This window comes from Pseudomonas sp. 8_5_2, assembly GCF_059295255.1.
Map to the genome: position 1 here is coordinate 3,620,144 of NZ_CM181238.1, position 25,779 is coordinate 3,645,922.

General features: G+C 63.7%; 21 protein-coding genes. 10 read left to right on the forward strand and 11 right to left on the reverse strand.

Annotated elements, in window-relative coordinates:
* Positions 1-59 precede the first annotated feature (59 nt).
* Positions 60-644: a biliverdin-producing heme oxygenase gene (locus tag AC5O5R_RS16660; protein ID WP_172230172.1), complete on the forward strand. Its 585-nt coding sequence runs from the start codon at positions 60-62 to the stop codon at positions 642-644.
* Between the two features lie 185 nt (positions 645-829).
* Positions 830-1,180, forward strand: a complete 351-nt coding sequence (locus tag AC5O5R_RS16665) for a hypothetical protein (RefSeq protein ID WP_172230174.1) — start codon at positions 830-832, stop codon at positions 1,178-1,180.
* Between the two features lie 96 nt (positions 1,181-1,276).
* On the opposite strand, the gene AC5O5R_RS16670 is transcribed toward AC5O5R_RS16665, so the two are convergent.
* Positions 1,277-1,432 (reverse strand): DUF2986 domain-containing protein, encoded by a 156-nt coding sequence (locus AC5O5R_RS16670; RefSeq protein ID WP_172231760.1) that lies wholly within the window; start codon positions 1,430-1,432, stop codon positions 1,277-1,279.
* Between the two features lie 151 nt (positions 1,433-1,583).
* Between AC5O5R_RS16670 and AC5O5R_RS16675 the strand changes: the two genes are divergently transcribed.
* The 4 genes from AC5O5R_RS16675 (at position 1,584) to AC5O5R_RS16690 (ending at position 6,270) form a co-directional block, all read left to right on the forward strand.
* Positions 1,584-3,338: a phosphoethanolamine transferase CptA gene (locus tag AC5O5R_RS16675; RefSeq protein WP_172231763.1), complete on the forward strand. Its 1,755-nt coding sequence runs from the start codon at positions 1,584-1,586 to the stop codon at positions 3,336-3,338.
* A 141-nt stretch (positions 3,339-3,479) separates the two neighbouring features.
* Positions 3,480-4,148, forward strand: coding sequence for a TetR/AcrR family transcriptional regulator (locus AC5O5R_RS16680; protein WP_172231766.1), 669 nt, complete (start codon positions 3,480-3,482; stop codon positions 4,146-4,148).
* A 10-nt stretch (positions 4,149-4,158) separates the two neighbouring features.
* Positions 4,159-5,673 (forward strand): MDR family MFS transporter, encoded by a 1,515-nt coding sequence (locus AC5O5R_RS16685; protein ID WP_172287431.1) that lies wholly within the window; start codon positions 4,159-4,161, stop codon positions 5,671-5,673.
* Positions 5,674-5,796: 123 nt separating this feature from the next.
* On the forward strand, positions 5,797-6,270 hold the full coding sequence (locus AC5O5R_RS16690) for a YMGG-like glycine zipper-containing protein (RefSeq protein WP_172287430.1): 474 nt from the start codon (positions 5,797-5,799) through the stop codon (positions 6,268-6,270).
* Positions 6,271-6,312: 42 nt separating this feature from the next.
* On the opposite strand, the gene AC5O5R_RS16695 is transcribed toward AC5O5R_RS16690, so the two are convergent.
* A complete protein-coding gene (locus tag AC5O5R_RS16695; protein WP_172287429.1) occupies positions 6,313-7,218 on the reverse strand; it encodes a LysR family transcriptional regulator in 906 nt (301 codons plus the stop codon).
* A gap of 219 nt (positions 7,219-7,437) precedes the next feature.
* Between AC5O5R_RS16695 and AC5O5R_RS16700 the strand changes: the two genes are divergently transcribed.
* Entirely contained in the window at positions 7,438-7,824 is a 387-nt protein-coding gene (locus tag AC5O5R_RS16700) for a VOC family protein (RefSeq protein WP_172233557.1), read from the forward strand.
* 36 nt (positions 7,825-7,860) lie between these two features.
* The gene (locus AC5O5R_RS16705; RefSeq protein ID WP_172287428.1) at positions 7,861-8,430 is read left to right on the forward strand and encodes a hypothetical protein; all 570 of its coding nucleotides are present in this window, start codon (positions 7,861-7,863) and stop codon (positions 8,428-8,430) included.
* A gap of 239 nt (positions 8,431-8,669) precedes the next feature.
* Here AC5O5R_RS16705 and AC5O5R_RS16710 read toward each other — a convergent pair whose 3' ends face one another.
* The 4 genes from AC5O5R_RS16710 to AC5O5R_RS16725 form a co-directional block, all read right to left on the reverse strand.
* On the reverse strand, positions 8,670-10,343 hold the full coding sequence (locus AC5O5R_RS16710; RefSeq protein ID WP_172218807.1) for an MFS transporter: 1,674 nt from the start codon (positions 10,341-10,343) through the stop codon (positions 8,670-8,672).
* Positions 10,344-10,551: 208 nt separating this feature from the next.
* Positions 10,552-11,331 carry an alpha/beta fold hydrolase gene (locus AC5O5R_RS16715; RefSeq protein WP_172218808.1) on the reverse strand — a complete coding sequence of 260 codons (780 nt, stop codon included), beginning with the start codon at positions 11,329-11,331 and terminating at the stop codon, positions 10,552-10,554.
* Entirely contained in the window at positions 11,328-11,753 is a 426-nt protein-coding gene (locus tag AC5O5R_RS16720) for a VOC family protein (protein ID WP_172218809.1), read from the reverse strand. The genes AC5O5R_RS16715 and AC5O5R_RS16720 overlap by 4 nt, the downstream gene beginning before the upstream one ends.
* A gap of 75 nt (positions 11,754-11,828) precedes the next feature.
* Positions 11,829-12,755, reverse strand: a complete 927-nt coding sequence (locus tag AC5O5R_RS16725) for an alpha/beta fold hydrolase (protein WP_172218810.1) — start codon at positions 12,753-12,755, stop codon at positions 11,829-11,831.
* Between the two features lie 184 nt (positions 12,756-12,939).
* Between AC5O5R_RS16725 and AC5O5R_RS16730 the strand changes: the two genes are divergently transcribed.
* Positions 12,940-17,844: an NEL-type E3 ubiquitin ligase domain-containing protein gene (locus AC5O5R_RS16730; RefSeq protein ID WP_172218811.1), complete on the forward strand. Its 4,905-nt coding sequence runs from the start codon at positions 12,940-12,942 to the stop codon at positions 17,842-17,844.
* Positions 17,845-17,847: 3 nt separating this feature from the next.
* On the opposite strand, the gene AC5O5R_RS16735 is transcribed toward AC5O5R_RS16730, so the two are convergent.
* Positions 17,848-20,319, reverse strand: a complete 2,472-nt coding sequence (locus AC5O5R_RS16735; protein ID WP_172218813.1) for a UvrD-helicase domain-containing protein — start codon at positions 20,317-20,319, stop codon at positions 17,848-17,850.
* A gap of 220 nt (positions 20,320-20,539) precedes the next feature.
* On the opposite strand from AC5O5R_RS16735, the gene AC5O5R_RS16740 reads away from it, so the two are divergent.
* Positions 20,540-21,238 (forward strand): pirin family protein, encoded by a 699-nt coding sequence (locus tag AC5O5R_RS16740; protein ID WP_172218815.1) that lies wholly within the window; start codon positions 20,540-20,542, stop codon positions 21,236-21,238.
* Positions 21,239-21,366: 128 nt separating this feature from the next.
* Here AC5O5R_RS16740 and AC5O5R_RS16745 read toward each other — a convergent pair whose 3' ends face one another.
* From AC5O5R_RS16745 to AC5O5R_RS16760, 4 genes are all read right to left on the reverse strand, one after another.
* The gene (locus AC5O5R_RS16745; RefSeq protein ID WP_256678408.1) at positions 21,367-22,200 is read right to left on the reverse strand and encodes a helix-turn-helix domain-containing protein; all 834 of its coding nucleotides are present in this window, start codon (positions 22,198-22,200) and stop codon (positions 21,367-21,369) included.
* Between the two features lie 53 nt (positions 22,201-22,253).
* Positions 22,254-23,666 carry an aminotransferase gene (locus AC5O5R_RS16750; RefSeq protein WP_172218820.1) on the reverse strand — a complete coding sequence of 471 codons (1,413 nt, stop codon included), beginning with the start codon at positions 23,664-23,666 and terminating at the stop codon, positions 22,254-22,256.
* 34 nt (positions 23,667-23,700) lie between these two features.
* Complete coding sequence (locus tag AC5O5R_RS16755) at positions 23,701-24,804, reverse strand: polyamine ABC transporter substrate-binding protein (RefSeq protein WP_172218822.1); 1,104 nt, start codon at positions 24,802-24,804, stop codon at positions 23,701-23,703.
* Positions 24,805-25,040: 236 nt separating this feature from the next.
* Complete coding sequence (locus AC5O5R_RS16760; RefSeq protein WP_172218824.1) at positions 25,041-25,742, reverse strand: NAD(P)H-dependent oxidoreductase; 702 nt, start codon at positions 25,740-25,742, stop codon at positions 25,041-25,043.
* Positions 25,743-25,779 lie beyond the last annotated feature (37 nt).

The following is a 25,779-nucleotide window of genomic DNA, read 5'->3' on the forward strand; positions in this document are numbered from 1 at the left end:
GCTGCTGGCCAGGGACGACAAGCATCATATGCGTACTGCCCGTTGCCATGGATACGCCAATGACTGTTGTACCTTTCCCCCTCACGGAGCCGGGCCGCTGCAAACGCCTGAAGGCGGCCAGCAGCCGCGACCATGACAGCGTCGACCAACTGGTGATGGCGGCACGGCCTTTCGACGACCGCGCGCGCTACGGCCGCTTCCTGCAGGTGCAGCATCGCTTTCACGGCAGCCTGTTGGCGTTGTACCAGGACGAGCAACTCAACCAGCAGTTGCCGGGGCTGATGCAGCTGTCGCGCTTCAGTGCGGTCGAGGATGACCTGCGCGATCTGGGCCTGCCGTTGCCGGCAGCGCCCGCAACGATTTGTGCCAGTGCGGCCCAGGCGCTGGGTTGGTTGTATTGCAGCGAGGGCTCGAACCTGGGCGCGGCGTTTCTGTTCAGGCATACCCAGCGTTTGGGCCTGGATGAGCACCACGGCGCCCGCCACCTGGCAGCGCACCCGGATGGCCGGGCGCTGCACTGGCGCGAGTTCGTTGCCAGGCTGGATGGGCTGCTGCTGGATGAGCAGGAAGAGGCCGAAGTGCTGGTGGGTGCCATCGCCGCGTTTGACAGCTACAGGGCGCATCTGCGTGAGGTGTTTGCGTAGCGATGTAAACCGCCAATTCTCTACAAGTTGTTGCTGCAGCGAACTTTTTCCCGATTGCCGGTCTATCTGTGAGGCACAGAAAGGTAGCGCAACGCGACACAGGGTTCGCTGCGCACCTGCTGGCCAAATGGCTCAATTGGTATCAGAGGTGGGCTTCGCTCATGAAAATACATGTCGCTAGGTTGATGCTGCTCGGCCTGTTCTCGTTCGCGGCGATGGGCACTGCATCGGCAACACAAATGAAGGCGCCCGTCGCGGTGGCCCCGGCCGTACAGTCACCGGTGCAGCCTGCTGCCAACCCCTGGTCACGGGTAGCCAGTGTGGCTGCTGCGCAGCCAGACACACTGCTGGCCCATGATGACGACCGCTGGCATGACCGCCGCGGCGACTGGCGCCGCGAGCAGTGGCGGCGCGAGCAGGCCCGGCGGGATTGGGAGCGCCGGCGCGACTGGGAACGGCGCCGTGACTGGGAGCGCCGGCATGAGCGGGCCCTGCACCAGCGGCACCATGACGAGCACCGGTATTATCGCCGTTGATCCGGTGTTTTATGCAGGTTGAGGCCGTTTTGCGGAGCCTCGTTGGCAGGTGAGGGTCCTACAGGGATCGCATCAGGGCTGACAGCCCTGATGCCATCAGCCATTCGCTCCGACAGCGGTCTCCCCCGCCTCAGCCTCCAGCTTCAAACGGTCAGCCTTGCAAATGTACTTGGGCTTGCGCGGCGCCAGTTTGGCACTGGCCTTCTTGGCATGCGCTTTCAACAGCTGGTTGATCTTCTTGCGACGGTTCATGGTTCAGGGTGCCTGTCAATACGGTTTCGCTGACACATCATACCTGCGCCGCCCACGTTCGTTGACGCTATTTTCACACTCGACAGATTAGCGTCACGCCCTTTCCGGCCGCGGGCATGTCCGCTGGCCGCCAAGGTACGACGAGGCATACGTGTCACACACTACATCCCCCTCCGCGCCCAAGCGCGTGGACTGGGCCGGCCTGGGCTGGCTATTGCTGTTCTTCTGGTACTTCTCCGGCGTTACCCAGGCGTTGCTGCTGTTCAGTGGTACCACCGGGTTTGCCGGGTTTCGCGATGCGTTCTTCCTCAGCAGCCTGTGGCTGGCGCCGGTACTGTTGCTGCCGCGCTTCACCCGCGCCACTGCGGCAGTCATCGGCCTGGTGCTGTGGGCCGCTTCGCTGGTGGGCCTGAGCTACTTCGGCATCTACCGCCAGGAGTTCTCGCAAAGCGTCATCTTCGTGATGTTCGAATCCAACACCGCCGAAGCCGGGGAGTACTTCAGCCAGTATTTCAGCGTCGGCCTGGGCCTGGCGCTGCTGCTGTACACCCTGGTAGCCGTGCTGCTGTGGAAGCGCGTGCGCCCGGTCAGCCTGCCGCTGCGCAGCCGCCTGCCGGTGGTGCTGCTGTTGCTGGTGGCCAACCTGGTGTACCCGTTCTACAAGCAGATGGTCACCCAGGAACGCAGCTTCGCCGATGCCGCCGAAAAGGTGCAGCAGCGCATGGAACCTGCCGTGCCCTGGCAACTGCTGGTCGGCTACCGGCAGTACCGCCAGCAACTGGACAACATGCAGGAGCTGCTGGCGCAGAACGCCGCGCTGCCTCCCCTGCAGAACCTGCGCGACAGCAGCGGCACGGCGCCCCGCACCCTGGTGCTGGTGCTGGGCGAGTCCACCACCCGCGAACACATGCACCTGTACGGCTACAACCGCGACACCACGCCCAACCTCGACGCACTGGCCGCCGGCGACAAGGGCCTGACGGTGTTCCGCGATGTCGTTTCGCCGCGCCCGTATACCATCGAAGTGATGCAGCAGATCCTCACCTTCGGTGACCAGCAGGACCCGGACCGCTTCCTCACCGACCCGTCGCTGATCAACCTGATGAAACAGGCAGGCTACAAGACCTTCTGGATCACCAACCAGCAGACCATGACCAAGCGCAATACCATGCTTACCACCTTCTCGCAGCAGACGGACGTGCCGGTGTACCTGAACAACCAGCGCAACCAGAATGCCAGCCAGTATGACGACGTGGTGCTGGCGCCGTTCGAGAAGGCACTGCAGGACCCTGCGCCGAACAAGTTCATCATCGTCCACCTGCTGGGCACGCACATGGACTACCGCTTCCGCTACCCCAAGGACTACGCGCACTTCACCGACAGCCAGGGCGTGCCAGGCAAACTGACGGCCGACCAGGTGGAAACCTACAACTTCTACGACAACGCCGTGCGCTACAACGACTACGTGGTGTCGAGCCTGATCAAGCGCTACTCGGCTGGCAGCCCCAACGGCTTCCTGATGTACCTGTCCGACCATGGTGAAGACGTGTACAGCTCCGGCGACCACGACCGCCTGGGGCGCAACGAAGGCGCCCCGACCCGGCCGATGTACACCATTCCGTTCCTGCTGTGGACATCGCCAAGCTGGCAGGCCGCACACCCTCGCGACCTGCAGGCAATGGCCAACCGCCCCTACAGCAGCTCGCACCTGATCCATACCCTGTCCGACCTGGCTGGCTTGAGCTACGACCGCTACCAGCCCGCCAGGAGCCTGGTAAGCCCACAGTTCGTGGCAGCGCCGCGCTGGATCGGCGACCCGTACCGCAAGGACGGCTTGCGTGAATTCGACCAACTGCCGCTGGACAAGCCCAAGCGGGTGCAGGAGACCGTCAGCAACGGGCGTTGACCCGCGACCTGCAGGAGCAGCCTTGAGTTGCTCCTGCAGCGATTTGATGGGTGATTTCCATCAGATAAATTAAATTTAAATTGATTTTAAACTTGTCCTGCACCACGCTCTGCTCAAACCTTGAGACGCAGAGCCCAAGCCATGTCCACCGCCCCTCGAGAACCCCGCAAGGATGGCGCTGCAACCCGCACCCGCATCCTTGAAGCTGCCGGCGAATTGTTCGCCGCGCTTGGCCACGCTGAAGCCAGCAACAAGGCGGTCGCGGCCAAGGCCGATGTCGACCTCGCTTCGATCAACTACCACTTCGGCAGCCGCAATGGCCTGTACCTGGCCGTGCTCGACGAGGCCCGAAAGCGCTTCCTCGACCTCAGCGACCTGCAGCGCATCATCCAGGGGTCGCAGCCGGCTGCGGAAAAACTGCGGGTGCTGGTGGAGCTGGTGGTGCACAAGGCCACTTCGGCGCGGGACAACTGGCACCTGCGCGTGCTGGCTGCAGAAATCCTGGCCCCCAGCCCTCATGGCCAGGCGCACCTGCAGGCCGCGGCCCCCCTGCGCCTGTCGCTGCTCAAGGGGCTGTTCAGCGAGGTCAGCGGCATCCCCGTCGACGACCCCGCCCTGACCCGCTGCATCCTCTGTGTCACGGCACCCTGGGCAATGTTGCTGATCGGCCCGCGAGGCGGCTCCGGGGCGCTGCACGAAATCCTGCAAATGCCCAGCGCATCCGTTGCGAGCCAGTTGTACCGCTTTGCCCTGGCAGGCCTGCAGGACGCCGGTCTGCAACATGCCCAGGCCCATGCCACGCTCCGTTGAGGTCCGCCCCGTGCAACCGATATCCACTGATACTTCCCCCGCCGCCACGCATGCGCAAACCTCCATCCCGCTGCTGCTGGCAGCCCTGATGCTGGTGATGTTCCTGGCCGCCCTTGACCAGACCATTGTTTCCACCGCCCTGCCGACCATCGTCAGCGACCTGGGCGGGCTGCGCTGGCTGTCGTGGGTGGTCACAGCCTACCTGCTGGCCTCGACGGTGGTGGTGCCGCTGTATGGCAAGTTCGGCGACCAGTTCGGTCGCAAGCGTGTACTGCAAGTTGCCATCATCCTGTTCTTGCTGGGCTCGGCACTGTGTGGCTTGGCGCAGGACATGGCCCAGCTGATCACCTTCCGTGCACTGCAAGGGCTGGGCGGGGGTGGCTTGATGGTGGTGGCGATGGCCGCCATCGGCGATGTCATACCGCCTGCCGAACGCGGTCGCTATCAAGGACTGTTCGGCGGTGTGTTCGGTTTGGCCACTGTGGTGGGCCCGTTGGTCGGTGGGTTTCTGGTCGAGCACCTGTCGTGGCACTGGATCTTCTACATCAACCTGCCCCTTGGCCTGCTGGCATTGCTGGTGATCGGCGGCGTATTTCGCCCGCATGTGGCCCTGGTGCGGCATACGGTGGACTACATCGGCGCGTTCTTCCTTACCGTGGCGCTGGGAGCCCTGGTGCTGATTACCAGCCTGGGCGGCAGCCTGCTGGCGTGGCAATCGCTGGATATGCTGTGCCTGTCGCTGTTCGCGCTGCTCGGCCTAGTCGGGTTCGTGGTCGAACAACGCCGCGCCGCCGAGCCGATCATGCCGCTGCACCTGTTCCGCCACCGCACCTTCGTGCTGGCCGGGCTGATCGGCTTTATCGTCGGGGTATCGCTGTTCGGCGCAGTCACCTTCCTGCCGCTGTACATGCAAGTGGTGAAAAATGCCACGCCCACCAGCGCCGGGCTGCAGATGCTGCCGCTGATGGGTGGCCTGCTGGTGGTGTCGGCGATTACCGGTCGGCTGATCAGCCGCTGGGGCCGCTACCGGGTGTTCCCGATCCTCGGCACCCTGCTGCAAGTGGTTGCCCTGGGCCTGCTCAGCCGGCTGCAGCTGGACACCCCGACGGCGCTGATGAACCTGTACATGGGCCTGCTGGGCGCCGGCCTGGGCATGGTCATGCAGGTCCTGATCCTGGCGGTGCAGAACAGCGTCGAGCCCCGCCACATGGGCGTTGCCACCTCTGGGGCCACGTTGTTCCGCTCGATTGGCGGTGCCATCGGTGTCTCGGTGTTCGGCGCGCTGTTCTCGCATGCCTTGCTGGGCGGCCTGGGGAGTGAGTTCGCCGCCAGCGCCGGGGGCGCCGCGAGCCTCTCGCCCGCCGCCGTGCATGCCCTGCCTGCAGCCTTGCAACAGACATATTTGCAGGCGTTTTCAAGCGCCATGCATGGGGTGTTCCTGTTGGCCGGGATGATCACCAGCGTGGCCTTCGTGCTGTCCTGGCTGCTGCGCGAAGTGCCACTGCGCAAGGCCAGCCAAGGCTGACTTGCTCCAGGCGTTCAGCCAAGGGCCACCGGCCTCGGTTCGCTATTTGCGCTTGTGTGGCCCGCTATCCACTACAACCGGACTATCCTGTTAAACGGGCTTTCCGCCCAATGGAGGTGTGCCATGCGCACGTTCACGTGGAGTTACCTGCTGGTGCTGTCGTGCTTGGCATCTGTCGCCCAGGCGCAGTCGGTGGTGCCGCTCAAAGGCCAGAGCAGCCAGCAGACGCAACTGGATATCAACGATTGCAATACCGTCGCCACCAACGCTGCGAACAGTACGGCGGCGTCTGGCGGTGCCCATGTCGGTGGCCGGGTGCGAGGCGCGACCGCAGGTGCGGTCGCGGGTGCAGCGGGCGCGCAGGTGCGCGGTAATCAGCATGAAGAACTGTATGACCGGGCCAGCGATGATGCCAAGCAGCAGTACCGGCAGAACCGCGCCGGGGAAGTGGCCACCGCCGGCGCCGCAGTGGGTGGCATGCGCCAGCGCCAGGAGCGTCGTCAAGACCGTCGCGGCCAGGACGAAGCGAAGACCCAGGCCCATGCCAGTGCCTACAGTGGCTGCCTGCAAGGACGCGGTTATCAGGTCAACCCCTGAGCCGTCGGCACGCCATGGCGCAGCCTGCATGGCGTGCCGCTTTCAGAACTTTGCCAGTTCTTCCCGGCAGAACTCGACGAACAACTGGGCCGGCTTGGTCAGTTGCACGCGCTTCAAGCGCGCTGCTGCCAGCCCCGACAACGCCACCGGCTCGGCAATGTCGAGCACCGCCAGGCGCTGGCCATCGTAGGTGTACTCGGAATGCGGGCGGGTCACCAGCAGCGAAAAACCAAAGCCCTGCCCGACCATGCCACGCACCATCTCGATGGACGGCGAACTGAAGACAATGTTCGGCGTCAGCCCCATTTCGTTGAACAGGCTGACGAAGTAGGTGCGGCTGGGGGCCACATCCAGCAGGATCATCGGCTCGGGGCACAGGTCGCGCAACGATACCTGGGCCTGGCCGGCAAAACGGTGGTGCTCAGGCAGCAGCACGTAGGGTTTCTGCGGCGGCATCAACGGCTCGGCCTCGATGGTGCCGTCCAGGTCATGATCGTAGAGAAACGCCAGGTCGAAGGTGCCGGCGGTCAGGCCCTGGATCAGCTCCTGCTGCTCGCCATCGCGCAGGCGGATATCCACCCCCGGATAGCGCTGTCGAAAGCCGGCGATCAGGCGCGGCAGGTACAGCGGTGCCACGGTTTCGAAACAGCCGATGTCGATGTGCCCGGCCACGGTGTCGTTGTCGGCCAGGGCGTTCTGCTCGAATTCGTGGGCCATCTGCAGCAGCGACCTGGTCTTGGCATAGAAGCGCTTGCCGCTGGGGGTCAGCGACACGCCCTGGGCGTGGTGGCGAATGAACAGTTGCACGCCGAAGCTTTCTTCCAGGCTCTTGATGGCCGTGGAGATCGACGGTTGGGCGATGTACAGCTGGCGTGAAGCCTCGGCAACACTGCCGGCTTCCACGGTGGTGACGAAATACTTGAGTTGTCGCAGGGTGTAGGCAGCCACGGGTACCTCTTTGACGCCGACCTGGGCGCGCGGGGATCGTGCCTGACACTTTACCCCTTGGCAGCTGGCCAGTGGGTGCCGGCGGAGGAAGGATTTAACTGGGACTTGAACAGTATTTTTGTAGCCAGGGCTTCACCGTTTGCGGCCCAGTGCCACTGGTCAAATGCCCCCGACCGTCTTTACTGGTACTTATCGCTCCCAGACATACGGTGTGCGCTTATGAAGATCGTGGTCACCAGCATTCTTGTCGAGGACCAGGCAAAGGCCCTGGCGTTCTACCACTACGTACTGGGTTTCGAGCCCAAGCATGACATCCCCATGGGCCGGCACCGCTGGCTGACCCTGACCTCGCCCAACGACCCCAATGGCGTCGAGCTGCTGCTGGAGCCCGATGCGCACCCTGCGGCCAAGGCGTACAAGGCTGCGCTCAAGCAGGACGGCATCCCCGTTACCTCGTTCGGCGTGCGTGATATCCAGGCTGAACACACCCGGCTGTGCGCAGCAGGCGTGCACTTCACCCAGCCCCCCACCCCCATGGGCCCAGTCACTGTCGCGGTATTCGACGACACCTGTGGCAACCTGATCCAGATCGCCCAGAAGCACTAGCGGCTTGCCCCTCACGCGCAAAAACAAGGAAAACAGATGCGCCACGAATTCAGCGAAGTGCTCAACGACCTGGTCGACTATTTCCTGCTCGGCGACATCCAGCTGCTCGAGCGTTTCAAGCGCGACCGGCAACTGCCCGACGACCTGGCCTATGCATTTACCCATGACGACAGCGGCGACCAGGCGGTGCGCGAGGGTGTGGTGCTGCCCCTGGCCGGGGTCGACAACCTGCCCTACCGCATCCTGTTCACCCTCGATGGCCATACGCCGGCCTTGCGTGAAGCTGGCAGCCGGCTAAAGCACCGGCGCAATGGCTATGTGCTGCGGGTCGAGCACGGAGCGCTGATGCTGTACACCTGGCGCATCCTGCAGCACTTCACGCCGAAGACCTTGGGTGACCTGCTGGCGCGCTATCAGGTGCCGGGGCGGCCGATGATCGAGCTGGACAATGGCTGGTATGACGTAGAGGTGCTGGCCGGTGCGCTGGTGCGGGACGGGGTGTACGAGCCGGCGTTCGAATTCGTGTTGAACAAGCGCTGGAACCGGGGTGAAGCTGCGGGGGTGGATACCGGGTATGCGTTCGGGCTGCGTGGGTATTTTGATTGACGGATGCCTGTAGTGGCCGTTTCGCGGGCAAGTCCGCTTCTGCATCGGGTAGGAGATCCTGTGGTCTTTGGCTAGCTGCGTCAGGGCTAACAGGTGCTTGCCACGGTATTTTCAGCGCCTGTGAGATGGAGCGCCGCGCGGGCGGCGCTCGATCTCACAGGCGCTGCATATCTTGTGGCAAGCACCTCTCAGCCCTGATGCGTTCCCTGTGTAGGCGACCGATACCACCTGTATCCACCTCAAGTAATATCCCGGTCCTTGGTTTCCGGCAGGAACAAGATGCCCAGCACCGCCGTCATCACCGCGATCACGATCGGGTACCACAAGCCGTAATAGATATCCCCGGTGGCTGCCACCATGGCAAACGCCACGGTCGGCAGGAAGCCGCCGAACCAGCCGTTGCCGATGTGATAAGGCAGTGACATCGAGGTATAGCGGATGCGCGCCGGGAACAGCTCCACCAACCACGCGGCTATCGGCCCGTAGACCATGGTCACGTAGATCACCAGGATGGTCAGCAGCAACAGCACCATCGGGTAATGGATCTTCGCCGGGTCGGCTTTTTCCGGGTAGCCTGCTTCTCTCAAAGCGCCGCCCAGGGTCGCGGTAAAGGCGTCGTTCTGCGCCTTGAAGTCCGCCGCCGCCAGGCTGCGGCCATCAAAACTCTGCAGTACCCGCTCGCCAATGCGAATCTGGGTCACACTGCCCGGCTCGGCTGCCTGGTTGGTGTAGGGAATGGCACGCTTGGCCAGCAGGCTCTTGGCGATGTCGCACGAGCTGGTGAATTTGGCCTTGCCCACCGGGTCGAACTGGAACGCGCACTGGCCCGGATCAGCCACTACCACCACCGGGTTCTGCTCCTGGGCGACGAACACGTCCGGGTTGCCATACTCGGTCAGCGCCTTGAAGATCGGGAAGTAGGTCAGCGCGGCGATGATGCAGCCGGCCATGATGATCTTCTTGCGGCCAATCCGGTCGGACAAGCTGCCGAAGAAGATAAAGAACGGCGTGCCGATCAGCAGCGAACCGGCAATCAGCAGGTTGGCCGTCTGCGGTTCGATCTTGAGCGTCTGCAACAGGAAGAACAACGCGTAGAACTGGCCGGTGTACCACACCACGGCCTGGCCAGCAGTGCCGCCAAGCAGCGACATGATCACCACCTTGAGGTTGTCCCAGCGGGCGAACGACTCCGTCAGCGGCGCTTTGCACGCGTTACCCTCGGCCTTCATCTTCAGGAACACCGGCGACTCGTTGAGCTGCATGCGGATATACACCGAAATCGCCAGCAGCAGGATCGACAGCAGGAACGGCACCCGCCAGCCCCAGTCCTCGAACACTTCGGTGCCCATGGCCGTGCGGCAGGCCATGATCACCAGCAGTGAAAGGAACAGCCCCAAGGTCGCAGTGGTCTGGATCCAGGCCGTGAAAAAGCCGCGCCGGCCCTTGGGCGCGTGTTCGGCGACATAGGTGGCGGCGCCGCCATACTCGCCACCCAGGGCCAGGCCCTGCAGCAGGCGCAGGCTGATCAGGATGATCGGCGCCGCCACCCCGATCGAGGCGTAGCTGGGCAGCAGGCCCACCAGCGCGGTGGACAAGCCCATGATGATGATGGTGATGAGGAAGGTGTGCTTGCGCCCGACCATGTCGCCCAGCCGCCCGAACACGATGGCCCCGAACGGTCGCACGGCAAAGCCGGCAGCAAACGCCAGCAAGGCGAAGATGAACGAGGTGGTTTCATTGACGCCGGCGAAGAAGTGCTTGGCGATGATGGCGGCCAGTGAGCCGTACAGATAGAAGTCGTACCACTCGAACACCGTGCCCAGGGACGAGGCGAAGATGACCTTGCGCTCCTCCTTGGTGATACCGCGTTGGGGCGCGCTACTGCCCGTGGATGCGCTGTCGAGAACCGCCATGGGTTGCCTCCGTCGTGTCATCATGCAGGCCGGAGTACCTCATACCCATTTCACCGTCGCACCCAGGCCCCAGGGCTTGCTTTGGTTGCGCGAAGCACGACGAGGCGGGCCGCCTCGGATCGCGGCAAGGTAACTGAAGCATAATCGGCTTTGGCGGGATATCCACTGGCCATGAGCGATAGCCATGCCGCCGCTCGTACAGACGCAATCAGCGCAAAAACTGCACGACCTGGGCCAGCACCGTCTCGGCTTGCTCGCGGTGCGGCACATGCCCGCACCCGGGCAGCCGCCGCATCACTCCCGGCCCGCCAGTCAATGCCAGCAAGCGCTCGGGATGCGCCTGCGAGCCAAACTCGTCGTTATCGCCATGCAGGCTCAACAACGGGCAGCGCACCTGCGGCAACACGGCATTCAGGCTCCACCCGGCAAAATCCTCGCCCAGCCAGTTGTCCACCCAGGCGCGCAACACCCACTCGGCCTTGCCGCCGTGGTAGCGCTCAAGCCGTTGCATCTGCCCGGGCTGGGCAAACTGCAAGGCGGCTGCACGTATGCCTGCAAGGGTGCGTGCTTCGACAAAAGCCTGCGCCGACTCGGTGATCAGCCCCACGCACTGGCCGGTAAACGCCGCCGCGCAGGCAACCGCCATACCACCCCCCACGCTGTGGCCAAAGGCAATGAAGTCGCCAATGGCCAAATATTCGCGCAGCGCCGCGAACCCCTGCTGGGCCTCGTCCTCGATAAAGCCCAGCCGCAGCCTGCCCGGGTGAGTGTCGGAGCGGCCAAAGCCCAGGCGGTCGTAGGCGATCACCCGGCGCCCGGTGGCATGTGCCAGCTGGGCTGGAAAATCGCGCCACAGCGCCACGCAACCGAGCGAGTCATGCAACAGGACAATGGGCACCACCGGTGCCTGCGGCGGCAGCCATTCCCGGGCGAACAGCTTGCCCTCGGCGGTATCGACCCAGTGCTCGGCGCGGTGCAGGTTGCTCATGTTGCCTTGGCGGCGGGTATGGGCCCCTTCAGCTCGACCTGATTGCCATCCGGGTCGTAGCAGTACAGCGACAACCCCTCGCCTTCGGCGCCGTAGCGCTGCTCGGCAGGCTCCACCTTCACCCCCGCTGCCTCCAGGTATGCCGTCAACGCCGGCTCATCGAACGGCTCGATGCGCAGGCAGAAATGATGCAGGTTGCGCCCCTCGGCCCCAGGTGCCGCACCGCCAGGCTGGCCCAGCGGGCCGTCCAGGGTCACCAGGTCGATCATCGCGGTGCCCGTGGCCAGGTGGACCATGCCCAGGTCGTCGCGCACGCGGCTGACCGTGCAGCCGAGCAGCTCGGTGTAGAAGGCAACGCTGCGTTGCAGGTCACTGACCCGCAACACGAGGTGATCGATGTGCTTGACGGCGAACGGTCGCATGCCGGGCTCCTTGTGGCGGTTGTAATCATGCATCCGCCACCATAGCCCAGGTCCACGCAGCGTGACCACAAACAGCTACTCGTTGACCAACCGTTGCAGCACTCCCCCTTCGTGGCGGGTCAGGATACGCAGCAGTTGATCGACCAGCGCCCGGTCCGGTGCATCGAGGTGAAAGTGGTGCCCGCCCGGGTGCCAGGATATCTTCGCCTGGCCGGGCAAGGCCGCCTGGCGCCGGGTAAAGGCCTCGCCGGTAAAGGCCCCCTGGCGGCCGAACAGCAAGTACAGCGGGCAGCTGATCTGGCCAAGCAGGTCACAGGCTTCGCGCTCGGTCAGCGGCATGGGCTCGGGCAGTACCAGGCGCGGGTCATGCCGCCAGCAATAACCATCGCCCAGCTGCAGCAGGTCGCGCCGGGCCAGCAGGCGCGCGGCGCCTTCCGACAGCTCGGTGTCCAGGCGCTCACGACGCTGCGCCAGGGCCGTGTCGAGGTCGTCGAAGCGGCCGCTGCCCGGCTCGGCAAAGCCCTCCAGCTGGCTGCGCTGCACCATCCGTTTGAGCCGGTAGGCGCGGGCAATGTGCTGCACACGATCATCCTCGGCCACCGTGAACGGCGCGCCCATGCCATCCAGGAAGGTCATGCTGGCGATGCCGCTGGTCATCGCCGCCAGCAGCGACGCCACCCCGGTGCCCATGCCGTGGGCCAGCACATGAAATTGCCGCAGCCCCAGGCTGTCGGTCACCGCCAGCATGTCTTCGGCATGCTCCCACAGGTAGTAGCCACTGTCGTGGCGGCGGTGGTCCGAACGACCGTGGCCGACCAGGTCCGGGGCGACCACGAAACAGTGTTCCAGCAGCGGTGCCAGCCGGTCGAACGAGGCGGCATTGTCCAGCCAGCCATGCAGGGCCAGGACCGGTATGCCGTCCTCCGGGCCCCAACAGCGCACGGCGATTTCAATGCCGTTGTTGTCCAGCAAGTGGTCCCTGGGTGTCGATGATGAGCGCATGGCTGGCTTCCTGTCTAAGACCTGGCAGACGGTGACAACCAACCTTCGCGCGATGTCTGCGGCGGCGTTGATGCCTGCCCGACGCTGGCATAGGCGAGACCGACACATCGTGGGCTAACTAACTACCGCCGCTTCACGCCTTGCCTGGCATGCAATGGCCCCTCACCCTGACAGGAGCCACACCATGACAGCCGCAACGCCCTACCACCTGCGCCAGATCGAACGCACATTGCCTTACTGGTCGCGGCACACGCCAAGCCCGCAGGTCAGCGCAATGCTGAACACCCTTCGCGCGGATTACCAACAAGCCAACGGCGAACCTTACCCCTGGTATGAGACCGCAACAGAAGCCCAACGTCAGGCGCTGCGCAGCGCTATCGCACAACGTGACAACAGCCGCAAAAGCTTGCACAAGACGCTCAAGGCGCTGAAAAGCATCCCTGACTTCTGCAAGCCATTGCTGGAACAACGGCTGGGCATCGCAGTACCGGTCGATAAGGCCGTGTATTTCTTCCAGCCGTTCAAACGCAGGCCGTTCCTCCCTACAGAGAGCGAGCCCGGGTTTGCCGCACCAGCCGAGCAGACACGCTACGCGTACGACCCCGATGGCAAGCCTCGCAAGGTGTCGTTGCTGGAAGCGGCCATGCACAACTTCACCGCTGATGATGAAGCGGGCCCCTACAGCCTGCTCCTTCACAGTAAAACCAGCACCAATCCGCTGACAGGCTGGACACCCGCCACCTTCATTCAAGCATGCCGTGAGCTGGACTTGGGCAAGCGATACCAGGACCATCTGGCCTCTATCCATGACGGCAGCCAGAAGGCCGAAATCGAGCAACAGCACATTCAGGCAAGCCGTGACGAACTGATGGTTCAGGCACAAATCGCGGTATTGCGTGGCAAGCTGAGCAGCGATGGTCTGCAGGCAGTGAACCGCCTGTGCGTGGCCGATACCATAATTGCCGAGGGTCAAGTACCAGTGAGATGCTGGCGGCTGGACCTGTTCCAGGTGCCTTTGCACGAGGTGCTGGTGATCGGCAGCACCGAGTCCTCGCGCATCGTCTACATCCCCGGCGCGCACGACAGCCCCGTCGCCGAGTACCCTTCCACCGGGGAGGCCGCCAAGGCGCTGACACGGCGAATGCAGGATCGGCGGCTACTGCAGACGATCATCCGTTTCGCACCTCAGTCGCTGCAAGGGCAACTGGCCAAGCGCCTGCACGAAAGCCTTTTCGATGAGCTGCTTCCCCCCAACCTGCCAGCCACGCTTCCCAAACCGTCTGCGCGCGTGCTGTACAAGGCCACCGAACTGCCACCTGCGCCCTGGGCCTATTTGTACCTCACTCATGCAAACAGGCTCAAAGCCGACGCCGCAACGCTCGTGGTACCCACTGCCCTGGTGGATGCCAACGCCCGCCTGGAACAGTTCGAGCATTGGCTGTCGGCAGGGCTGGATCTGGCCAATGTGGCGGCACTGTTCATACCAGGGCTCAATACCGTGATGCTGGCCGTTGGCGCCGCGCAGCTGATGCACAGCGTGTTTGCAGGTATCGAGGCATGGGAGGCCGATGACAAGGTGCAGGCCGCGGCGCAGCTCGAGTCGGTGCTGCTGAACCTCGCACTCATAGCGGCCACCGGTGCAGGCGCTGGACTGCTTGCACAGTCCCGTTTCGTCGACTCGCTGGTGCGCATCGAACATGAAGGCAGTGAACGCTTGTGGCAGCCAGCCCTGGATGCCTATGCCAGCGACGTACAACTGCCTGACACATTGGAGGCCAATGAGCAGGGCCAGTACGTTCACCAGCAGCGTCACTTCATCCGTCTGAATGGCAAATTGTTCGAGCAGGTACAGGACGCTTCAGGGCAATGGCGAATCAGCCACCCGACAGACCTCGAGGCCTATCGCCCAACCGTGCGGCATGTGGCTCAGGGTGCCTGGCGCACTATCGGTGAGCACCCTCTGGATTGGGATCGGGCGGAGCTGCTTCGGCGTATCGGCCCCAACGCAGAAGCCCTGAGTGACCTCGAACTGGATAAGGCGCTACGTTGCACTGGTTTCGATGAAGCGCAGCTGCGTCATGCCCATATCAATGAAGACGGCGTGCCACCGCTGTTGGTCGACGCCATCGAGCGGCTAGTCATCGACCAGGAGGCGGGTAATCTGATCACCCGCATACGCCACGGATTATCAGTGCCAACAAACAAACAGTATGCGCTGAACAGCCTGGTCGAACTCCAGGGATGGCCCGCCGACCATGTGCTGAAAGTGTTCGATGGGCCGGAACCCTGGGGTAAATCGGTAACCTACGGCAAAGCCAGTCAGGCCTCGACCGTGGTGATAGAGGTGACCCGAAGCGACCTCGAGCTCGGCAGGCTGAGCCAGACCGTGCTGCAACAGATGGACGATCAGGCCGCCGGCACGCTACTGCGCGGCAACTATCTGCCATTCTCCCGCGCCGGTGCCCTTGATGCGCAACTCGCCGAACACCTCGAGGCAAGGCGTGGTGCTTTGTTCCAGGCACTGTATCAAAGCAGGCAGCCCGCGCTGCAGGAAGCTGCACAGGCATTGCACCGTCAGTTTTCCAGCCTGCCGAACCAGATGTTGAACGCTATCGTCAGCCGGGCAAGCGCAGCAGAACGGACGCGTATGCTGGGTGGCCGCGTGCCGTTACGTATCGCCGAAGAAGCACGCAGGCACCAGGCCCACCTGCGCCTGGACCGCGCCATGCTGGGCATGTACCGCGAAGGCCTGGCCAATGCCGACAGCGAGCGCTTGACTGCAGCGCTGCAGGCAGAGAACCCTGGCGCCAGCCCAATGTCATTGCTGGAAGCTGCACTCGCCGACCGTTCCCATGCCGGGCGACTGATTGGCCAGCAACCGGTACGCCCGGGCTATCGTTCGCCCTTGCGCCTTGCCGATGGCCGCTTGGGGTATCCCCTTAGCGGGCGGGGCAACTGGCGCGAATGGATCAGACGTGGCGGCAGGAGCAGCGAAGAGCGCCGCCTGCAAGAATTCTATCCCGCGCTGACCGGCGAACAGCGCCGCGCGTTGCTCGGCGAGTTACGCCAGCGTGGCAATGTCAGCGAACAACTTGGCCAGCTGCAACGCCAACGGCAAAGCCAGGAGCAGAACCTTCAGGAGTGGGCTGCAGCAGCCCACGGCGTGGAGCGTGAGAACCGCGAAGCCTTCGGCACGGTCATGCGCCATGCATCCCGGCGCGAAGGCGGCAACATGCTGATACTGGGCGGCCTTGCACTGCAAGACCTGCCCCAGCCGGTGGCAACGTTCGACCACATCCACACCCTGGTTATCGAGGACCTTGGGTTACGTTCACTCCCCTCCGGCTTTTTCGCGGCATTTCCACGATTGGAAAGCCTGCATGTGGCAGGCAACCCCAACCTGCCGGGCGATGCAGTGTTCACCGCGTTGCTGGGCGCGCCACGGTTACGGCGGCTGCTGGTGACCGGCAGCCCGCTGGGCGAACTGGGCGCGACCGCACATCAGGCACTGGGCAGGCTGACGCTGCTGAGCTCACTTTCCTTCAGGGGCACCCAACTGGCGATCACCGACGCCGACTTGCAGGTATTGACGCGCCTGCCCCTTCAAGAACTGAACCTCAGCGACAACAACATTACATTGGACGCTACAATGTCGGCCCGTTTCGACCAGATGCAGCATCTGCTCGGGCTGGACCTTTCCTACAACCCGCTCACGATTCCCCCGCGGCTGAGCAACCTGCATCGTCTGCGCACCCTCACGCTGACCGAGTGCAACCTGAGTGCCTGGCCCGCTGACCTCACTGCACTCATGAACCGTGACGACTACGCCTTGCGCGCCCTTGAACTCAGCAACAACAATATCCATGACCTGCCTGAGCTGCCCCAGATCCTCGACAGCGCCTACACCCAAAACCTGCTGACCCACCTGGATCACGAATGGGGTTTCCACTTCAACGACCTGGTACCTGAAACAGCGCACCCGTTGCAAACCAGCGGTGTAGCGGTGCTGGAGCACAGTGCTTTCGCTGCGCCCGACGATGCTGTGAACTGGCTTGCCGGTGCATCCGCGGCGCAACAGGCATTGTGGGATGGCCTGTTCGAAAACGGTGCCAACCCGTCGCTACGTGAGGTGATCGCACGTGTCGGGATCTCTGCCCAAGCCCAGCACAACCCGCAAGTGCTGACAGCTCAGGTATGGCAGCTGCTGCAAGCGGCCGGCGAGGATCACGCGCTACTCGAACGCTTGAACGAGCGTGCCGGGGACTTTCCTGCCACCTGTGGCGACGCCGGCGCTGACGGGTTCAGCGCCTTGCAGGTCGAGGTGCTGGTCCACGAGGAAATTCAGCAAACAGAGATCCAGGGGCCACGCCTGTTCCAGTTCTATCGCCAGCTATTCCGTCGCGATCAAGTCAATGCCCTGGCAGCACGTATCTACCTTGCGCGCCTGGAGCAGGCCAACGCAATTTCCCAGTGGGAAAGCGCACCTGTGGCAACAAGGCCAGCAGTTCGTCCCGAGTTCATTCCGGACCCGCTGGACGACTTCACCCATGATCAACTGCAGCAGGGCGGCCTGGACGACATCGAGATCCGCCTGGCGTTGCGCCAGGCACTCGCGCAACGCCTCGAGTTTCCAGAGCCCAGCCAGGACATGCTGTACTTCACGCACGCACAAATCTCCGACGCCACAGTCGACAATGTCGAAGCGGCAGTGGAAGCGCTGGACGACGACGCAGCCGCACGCCGAACCTGGATAGGCGCGCAGCCAGGCTGGCGACGCTTCATCAGGCAGCGCTTCAGCCAACGCTTCGCCTCGCTGGATGAGCCGTGGTACCGGGGCATGGACTATCTGCAGTACTGCCTCGATCCTGAAAGCGAAGCGGTAACGACGTTGGATGAGCCGGTACTCGCGGTGCTCAACAGCGTGCTCCCCGAGGCCATGCCGGACGAAACCGGCAGCCTGCCACGCGTGGACCTTGACAGCCGTCGATACAAGGCTGCGCTCGACAAGCTGGTCGACGGCCGCCAGGCGGAGGAAGACGCTCTGTACCAGCGCCTGACGGCCCAGCAGGACCCTAACGACCGGGACTGAGCCTCACTGGCCGCGCAAGTCTTCGAAGAAGGCCTGCCGGCCATCCACCTGGCTCGACGCACGAGGTGCGGCGGCCGCCTCGCCGTTGCCAGCCTCGACGTGCCAGTAGCACTGCCTGACCGCCCGCGTCACCGCCACATAGGCCAGGCGCTGCACCTCGTCCTTCTGCGCCGTGTCGAACGGCTGCGCATCTCCAGGCTTGCCCAGCCCGGCCTGGCGGTACACCTGGTTCTTGTAGGGCGAGCTGGTCAGGTACTGGCAGTCGCCCAGCATGAACACCGCATCGGCCTGCAACCCCTTGGCGCTGTGGTAAGTCAGTTGACGCAGTCGGCGCTGTTCGACCGGCAATGCCGCCTCGGCATTCAACACTCCTTGCAGGTGATCGTTCATCAGCGCCCTGTCGCTGCCCTTGCGGTACAGCATCATCACTGTCTCGCCACGCTGGTAATGCTCCAGCAGTGTTTCACCCAGGGCGGCCTCGTCACGGTCGAACACCTTCACCGGCGAGCCTGGCAGTTCTGCCGCCGGGCCACTGGCCCGGGCTTTCTTGCCGGTGATCGCCGGCGTGCCCTTGACCAGGTGCTCGGCCGCATCAATCACTTGCTGCTGGCAACGGTAGTTCTCGACCATCATCACCCGCGTGTTGGCCGGTGACGGGAACGCCTTGGTGAACTCCATGAAGTACTTGGGCGAACTGCCGCGCCAGCCATAGATCGACTGCCAGTCGTCGCCCACGCACAGCAGCGACGAATGCTGGGCATGTCGACCGGTGTGCATCGCCGGGCCACGCCGACGGATTTCGGCGAGGCTGGCGCGCAGCCAGCTGACGATCTGCGGCGAGACGTCCTGAAACTCGTCGATCATCAGGTGCGCGAGCGGGCGCAGCAACGGGTCGGGAAGCAGGTGCAGGTTTTCCGGGTTGTTCTCGCCGAACAGGGCGAACATGCGGTTGTAGCTCATCACCGGCGGCGACTGGTCCAGCAGGTGCCCTTCCAGCGCTTTCCAGTACAAGGCCAGGGCTTCGAAGAACAGCGCATCGCTGTCGCCGGACGGAAAGCTCATTGCCGCCACGGCTGTGTTCACGTCCAGGCCGAGGTTTTCGATGAAGTTGGCCGCGCCGACAAATGCATCGAGCAGTGGCGCAGGGGCCAGCTCGCCCTTGACCTTGTACTCGAAGCCAGGGCCTGCCACGGCATCGCCAGCCAGGGAAGCTGCCAGGCGCCGGGCCATGGCGTAGTTGTCGAGCCAGATCAGCGGCCGGTCGCAGAACGCCTGCAGCAAGGTGCGCTTGACGGCCCATTCGGCGCGCACCGCAAGCTTGGCGCCAGGGCGCTGGTACTGCGCGCTCTGCGCCGGGTCGAAGCCCAGCACCACCAGGGGCCCGTCCCCGGCCAGCCGGCCATGCACATGGAAGCGGCTGCCACGGATCTCGACCGTTTCGCGGCTGGGCTCGATGCCCTTGATCGGCCAGGCGCCAGCGGCAAACCACAGGTCTTCGATGACGTCGCACAGTTCTTCGTCGCGCTGGGCAGCCAACTGGGTCACCTGCGCGCGCTTCTGCACGTCGGGGTTGTTGGGGTCCAGCGGCTTGAGCTGCAATGCCTCGCCGCGCAACAGGCCGACCAGCTCGGCGAAGCGCGGGCTTTCGCCCAGCAGGCTGCTGTAGCACTGGTTGAGCTGCTGGCGCTGGGCATCGTTCAGGCGCAGGTCGAACGGGTTGCTGTCGGCCTCGGCTTCGCGTCCGGCAGGCATCTCGTTGCCCAGCGTCTCGAACGCCCGCACCTGGCCAAAGCCAGGCAGGCTGCGCACCAGCGGCAGGATGCGCGAATGGAAGGTGCGCACCAGCTCGCGGGCCTGTACCGGCTGTACGTTGATCTGCCACAGGGCGAACACCTGCAACAGGCGCTTGATGAAGTCCTTGCGCGACTCGCGGGTGAAGGTGACCACGGTCATCGCATCCAGCTCGTAGCCCAGGTAATGGCGTAACAGCAGGATGCGCAATACCAGCGAAGTCGACTTGCCGGCCCCGGCGCCGGCCACCACGCAGGTGGACGGCGTGTCGCTGAAAATCAGCTTCCATTGCGCCGCACTGGGTTGCGCCTCGGCCGGCAGGCGCTGGGCGACATCAGCCTTGAAGCGCTTCTTCAGTTCGGCAGTCAACGGCAGGCGCCAGTCGTCGAAGAGGTTGTCGTCCTGGCCGGGTACCGCGGCGACATCGGGGCGGGTATCGCGGATCACCAGCACCTGGCGCCCGGCTTCATAACCCTCCAGGCGCCCGCGCTCGAAGCCTTCGTGCACGCCATCGGCGTGGCCACTGCGCTGACCGGTGGCATGGCCCAGGAACCAGGAGTCGCGGTGCTGCGCCTGCAGGCGGGTCAGTCCACGTCCCAACAAGCGCGCGGCCAGGCGGCGAAGCCAGGGCAATTGGGCGGGAGGGGCAAGGTCGGCGGGAGCCAGGGGTTGCTCGTGGGCCACGGTCACTCCGTTGAAAAAACAAAATCAGCGGGCATGTTCGCCGCATCGGTCAAAAATCGCCAGCGAATGCTTGCAGATCAGTGGATTAGGCGATGAAGCGGATAAAACGCGCGGCAAAAACAATCGATAGATCTGATCATTTTCAGCCGATATTTACGCTTATTTTCGATGTTTATTTCACGCATCATGGCGTCATTCCACTGATTCAAGGAGCACGACCATGCTGCAACTGCGACCGTTCGAAAGCCTCGGCCACGCCAACCACGGCTGGCTCGATGCCCACCACCATTTCTCGTTTGCCGAGTACTACGACCCGGCGCGCATGCACTGGGGCAACCTGCGGGTGTGGAACGACGACCTGATTGCCGCCGGCAGCGGTTTCCCGCCGCACCCGCACCGCGACATGGAAATCATCACCTATGTGCGTGAAGGCGCGATCACTCACCAGGACAGCCTGGGCAACAAAGGCCGTACCGAAGCCGGTGACGTGCAGGTAATGAGCGCCGGTAGCGGCATCGTGCACAGCGAGTACAACCTGGAAGACATCGACACCCGCATTTTCCAGATCTGGATCGTGCCGGAGCGCACCGGTGATGCACCGATCTGGGGTAGCCGGCCGTTCCCCAAAGGCGAGCGAGGCGAAGGCTTCGTCACCCTGGCCAGCGGCCGTGCCGGTGACGAGGACAGCCTGCAGATTCGCACCGATGCGCGCCTGGTGGCCGCCACCTTGCGTGCCGGTGAAACCGCCGAGTATCGCTTCGATGCTGCACGCCGGGGTTACCTGGTGCCAGCCAAGGGGCTGGTGGAAATAAACGGGCTGCGGGCCAAGGCACGCGATGGTGTGGCGATCGAGCAGGAGCAGGTACTGCGGGTAACCGCCATCGAGGATAGCGAGATAGTGCTGGTGGATGTGGCTTGAGGTCTGCTCCACGCACTCGATGCAGGCGCGGGTTTGCCCGCGCATGCTGTGCCGCCCGTAACGGTCTGCTCACGGGTGAACGCGCTCCTACAGGGCCTGAGTTGTACCTGAAATGAACGTATCAGCCTCTAGGTTGCGAGGTGATCGCCGCGCAACCAGTCGATAAACCGCGCAAACAACTCCGACTGCGAGTTGATCTCCAGCTTCAGGTACAGGTTCTTGCGGTGCATGCGCACCGTCTCCGGCGAGATACCCAGTTGCAGCGCCGTGGACTTCACCGAGTGCCCGCGCAAGATCATGTGCGCCACCTCGCGCTCGCGGTCGGTCAGCACCTGGCAGCCGAAGCTGTCGAACGCGGCCTGCAGGGTGCCGCGCTCGACCGATGGGTTGCCGGCTGCCAGGTTATGCCGGGCATAGCGCCCCAGCAGCTCGCGTACCATCGGCTCAACCGCTCGCAGCAGGTCGATCTGCGCTGCACCGAGGGGTGTGCCGCTGCACCCCTGGAACAGGCTCAGCGATAATTTGCGCCCGGCACTGACGTCGACAATGTAGTAACTGTCTTCGCTGCAGCCGGTGCCCAGGTAATAGGCCTTGTAGTAGTCGCTGTCGAAAAAGTTGTCGGGGGCGATTTCCTGCAGGTGGTAGAAACCCTCGGCCAGGCCGCTTTGCACCGCCAGGCAGAACGGGTCGAGCAGGTAACCGGCGCTGAAGTAGCGCTCCAGCACGGCGGCGCGGTGCAGTTCGGGGATGCCTTGCTGGTACAGCAACTGCGGCGCCCGCCCCTGGCATTCCAGGCTGATCATCATCGACTCGACCTGCACCAGCTGGCCGATGGCCGCAGCCACATGCGCCAGCGCATCGGGCGTTTCGCTGTGTGCCAGCGCGCGCTGCAATGCCGCATGCCATTGCTGCAGCGCGCCCAGGGTGAGGGTAAGCGGGGTGTCGGGGGTGGCCTGGGTCATGCCCGGCAGTCTAGCCTGCCAGGCACGCCCGCGCACAGCCCTGTGCGCCAGGTTCATCGGCCCTTGTACAGGCCAAGCGCGGTGAGTTCGCGCGCGGTTTCGATGATGCACTGGCGCAGGGTGTCGACGATCTCGTCCACCTGCGCATGGGTGATGATCAACGGCGGCGACATCACGTTCAGGTGCATGATCGGGCGCACCAGCAGTCCTCTGGCCTGGGCCTTGCTGTGAATGCGTTCGCCGATGTTCACATCATCGGCGAACAGCGCCTTGCTGGCCTTGTCGGCGACGAATTCGACGCAGGCCATCAGCTTCATGCAGCGCACATCGCCCACCAGCGGCAGCTCGCGCAGGCTCTGCAGGCGTTGTTCGAGGTATCCGCCAACATCCTTGACGTGATCGAGCAATTGCTCGCGCTCGATGATCTCGATGTTTTTCAGCGCCGCCGTGCAGCACACCGGGTGGCCACTGTAGGTGAAACCATGGGTGAAGCAGCGACCCTTGCCCGGTTCGGCGATCACCTGCCAGATCCGCGCAGAGAAAATGCACGCGCCCAGCGGCAGGTAAGCGGAGGTCAGGCCCTTGGCGGTGGTGATGATGTCGGGGGTGACGCCGAACAGTTCCTCGCTGGCGAAAAACGTGCCCAGGCGCCCGAACGAGGTCACCACCTCGTCGGCGACAAACAGGATGTCGTAGGTCTGGCACAGCTGCCACATGCGCAGGAAGTAGCCCTGGGGCGGAATGATCACCCCGCCCGAGCCCATGATCGGTTCGGCGAAGAACGCTGCCACGTTATCGGCGCCCAGCGACAGGATCTTGTCCTCGAACTCGGCCACCAGAAAGTCGAGAAACTCGGCCTCGTCCATGTCGTGCGGGGCGCGGTACGGGTTGGGGTTGGAGACGTGGTGGATCAGGTCGTGATGATAGTCGAATTCCGCCACCCGGTCGGCGGCCTTGTTGCCGATCGACATGGTCAGGGTGGTGGAGCCGTGGTAGGCGTTGTAGCGGGCGATGATGTGCTTTTTGTGCGGTTTGCCGCGGCAGTTCTGGTAGTACTGGATCAGCCGGTAGGCGGTGTCGACCGCGGTCGAGCCGCCGGTGGTGAGGAACACATGGTCAAGGTCACCGGGGGCCAGCTGGGCAAGTTTCTGGCACAGCTCGATGGCGACGTCGTTGGCCATGTCCGAGAACGGGTTGGCATAGGCCAGCTGACGCACCTGGTCGGCGATGGCCAGGGCCATTTCCTCGCGACCCAGGCCGATGTTGGTGCACCACATGCCGCCCACGGCATCAAGGAAGCGGTTGCCGTGGGCGTCGCGGATGTAGGCGCCCTCGCCAGCAACGATGTTCAGCGCGCCTTGTTCGCGGTGCTCGTCGAACACGTGGTAGCCGTGCATGTAGTGGGCCTTGTCGGCTTCCACCAGCGGGTCGTGGGCAATGTTCAATGCTTTGCTTGGGGTGGCCATGGGCAGCTCCTTGGCGGGAATCGTTGGGCAGTGTTCAGAAACCGGTCTTGACCGTGCTCCAGACCCGGGTGATGGCACGCATGTCCTTGGGGCTCTGGGTTTTCTGTGTGAACAGCCGCTCGCGAGTGGGTGCGTCGGGGTAGATGGCCGGGTCCTGGCGGATCTCGTCACGCACCAGCGCGGTGGCGGCGGCGTTGCTGTTGGCGTAGTGGATGTAGTCGGTGACCTTGGCCATGGTCTGCGGTTGCAGCAGGAATTCGATGAAACGGTGGGCGTTGGCCGCGTGGGGTGCATCCTTGGGGATGTACAGGTTGTCGAACCAGATCAGCGAGCCTTCCTGGGGGATGAAGAACGACAGCTTGATATCCTTCTTCGCTTCCACGGCGCGGGCCTGGGCGGTGGCATAGTCGCCGGACCAGGTCAGCGCCAGGCAGACGTCGCCATTGGGCAGGCTGGTGAGGTAGTTGACCGAGTCGAACTTGCGAATGTATGGGCGGATGCCCAGCAGCAGCTTTTCGGCTGCCTTGAGGTCTGCCGGCGAGGCGCTGCGCGGATCCTTGCCGAGGTATTGCAGGGCCAGCGGGATGACTTCGGTGGGCGCATCCATCAAGGTGACGCCGCAGTCGGCAAAGCGTGAAACGATCTTGGGATCGAACAGCATGGCCAGCGAGCCGATGGGGGCATCGGGCATGCGTGCGGTGATCTTGTCGACGTTGTAGGTCACCCCCGAACTGCCCCAGGTGTAGGGCGCCGAGTATTTCAGGCCAGGGTCGTAGCCTTGCAGGTTGCTTATCACCTGCTCATCCAGGTTGTGCCAGCTGGGCAGTTGCTGCTTGTCCAGTGCCTGGAATACGCCAGCGCTGATCAGCGGTGGCACCAGCGAGGCGTTGAGCATGACCAGATCATAGCCGGAGCGGCCGGTAAGCAGTTTGGTCTGCACCGTTTCGTAGCCGTCGAAGGTGTCGTAGATAACCTTGATGCCGGTGGCCTTCTCGAAGTCGGCCAGGGTGGTTTCGCCGATGTAGTCGGTCCAGTTGTACAGCCGCAGCGTATTACCGTTGTCCACCTCTGCCGCCTGGGCCAGGCTGGCGCCAGACACCAGCAGCAGACCGCCAATCACCTTCAGTACCTTGCGCATGGCAACTCCATCGTGTGAGTGCTCCGGATCGAGCCGATGGATGCACTATCGAGGGATTTGCCCCAGCGGGACATACCCCGAATGTGTGGGTGGTCGTTTTTCTGGCAGGTGAATTTTGGGTCAAGGCCACTGGCCCTATCGCCGGCAAGCCAGCTCCCACAGGACTGCATAGAGGCTTGAGGTCTATGCAGTCCCTGTGGGAGCTGGCTTGCCGGCGATAGGGCCAGTGCAGGAAATCACCCCAGTGGGTAAAGCGCCTCGTCGAACTGCGCCAGCCGCGGAAACACCAGCGGCTGGTCGTCCGACAGCTGCTCCAGACGCTGCCGGTACTGCTGCAAAAAGCCCTGCCGCGCTTGCTCGCTGATGTACGGCACATGCCAGGCCACGAACGGCGGCAGCACATCGAAGCCGACATAGGCCAGCGTGCCGCGCAATATCGGCCGCAGCATGTCTTCCAACGGCCCGTGGATCGCCCCTTCGCCAAACATGTGCTCACGGCCGCCCAGGGTCACGCTCACCAGCGCCTTCTTGCCCGCCAGGCCGCCCTGGTCGTAGAAGCGCTTGCCGCCGTAACACACCCCCGACACCAGCACCCGGTCGATCCAGCCCTTGAGCATGGCCGGTGCCGAGAACCAGAAAATCGGGAAATTCAGCACCAGCAGATCCGCCCACAACAGCTTGTCCAGCTCCTGCTGGATATCCGCGGCAATGGCGCCGCGCTTCACGCCCTGGCGCTGCTCCAGCGCATACACCAGGTATTCGGGGTTCTCGCGCTGGGTAAAGTCATCAGCGCTGGCCACCGGGTTCCAGCCCATGGCGTACAGGTCGCTGACCTGCACCTGATGGCCCTGGGCGCGGAAGGTATCCACGGCCTGGTCACGCAGGGCAGCGGTGAACGATTGCGGCTCAGGGTGAGCGTGGACGATCAGTACATTCACAAATATTCTCCTTACACGAAACAGGGTGTCTTGCAGC

Excerpts from the sequence above, each read along its gene's own strand:
- AC5O5R_RS16710 (WP_172218807.1), bottom strand. The coding sequence starts at position 10,343 with ATGGCGGTTCTCGACAGCGCATCCACGGGCAGTAGCGCGCCCCAACGC.
- AC5O5R_RS16725 (WP_172218810.1), bottom strand. The coding sequence starts at position 12,755 with ATGCGCTCATCATCGACACCCAGGGACCACTTGCTGGACAACAACGGC.
- AC5O5R_RS16730 (WP_172218811.1), top strand. The coding sequence starts at position 12,940 with ATGACAGCCGCAACGCCCTACCACCTGCGCCAGATCGAACGCACATTG.
- AC5O5R_RS16755 (WP_172218822.1), bottom strand. The coding sequence starts at position 24,804 with ATGCGCAAGGTACTGAAGGTGATTGGCGGTCTGCTGCTGGTGTCTGGC.
- AC5O5R_RS16690 (WP_172287430.1), top strand. The coding sequence starts at position 5,797 with ATGCGCACGTTCACGTGGAGTTACCTGCTGGTGCTGTCGTGCTTGGCA.
- AC5O5R_RS16660 (WP_172230172.1), top strand. The coding sequence starts at position 60 with ATGACTGTTGTACCTTTCCCCCTCACGGAGCCGGGCCGCTGCAAACGC.
- AC5O5R_RS16680 (WP_172231766.1), top strand. The coding sequence starts at position 3,480 with ATGTCCACCGCCCCTCGAGAACCCCGCAAGGATGGCGCTGCAACCCGC.
- AC5O5R_RS16745 (WP_256678408.1), bottom strand. The coding sequence starts at position 22,200 with ATGACCCAGGCCACCCCCGACACCCCGCTTACCCTCACCCTGGGCGCG.
- AC5O5R_RS16665 (WP_172230174.1), top strand. The coding sequence starts at position 830 with ATGCTGCTCGGCCTGTTCTCGTTCGCGGCGATGGGCACTGCATCGGCA.
- AC5O5R_RS16670 (WP_172231760.1), bottom strand. The coding sequence starts at position 1,432 with ATGAACCGTCGCAAGAAGATCAACCAGCTGTTGAAAGCGCATGCCAAG.
- AC5O5R_RS16720 (WP_172218809.1), bottom strand. The coding sequence starts at position 11,753 with ATGCGACCGTTCGCCGTCAAGCACATCGATCACCTCGTGTTGCGGGTC.
- AC5O5R_RS16715 (WP_172218808.1), bottom strand. The coding sequence starts at position 11,331 with ATGAGCAACCTGCACCGCGCCGAGCACTGGGTCGATACCGCCGAGGGC.
- AC5O5R_RS16700 (WP_172233557.1), top strand. The coding sequence starts at position 7,438 with ATGAAGATCGTGGTCACCAGCATTCTTGTCGAGGACCAGGCAAAGGCC.
- AC5O5R_RS16705 (WP_172287428.1), top strand. The coding sequence starts at position 7,861 with ATGCGCCACGAATTCAGCGAAGTGCTCAACGACCTGGTCGACTATTTC.
- AC5O5R_RS16750 (WP_172218820.1), bottom strand. The coding sequence starts at position 23,666 with ATGGCCACCCCAAGCAAAGCATTGAACATTGCCCACGACCCGCTGGTG.
- AC5O5R_RS16740 (WP_172218815.1), top strand. The coding sequence starts at position 20,540 with ATGCTGCAACTGCGACCGTTCGAAAGCCTCGGCCACGCCAACCACGGC.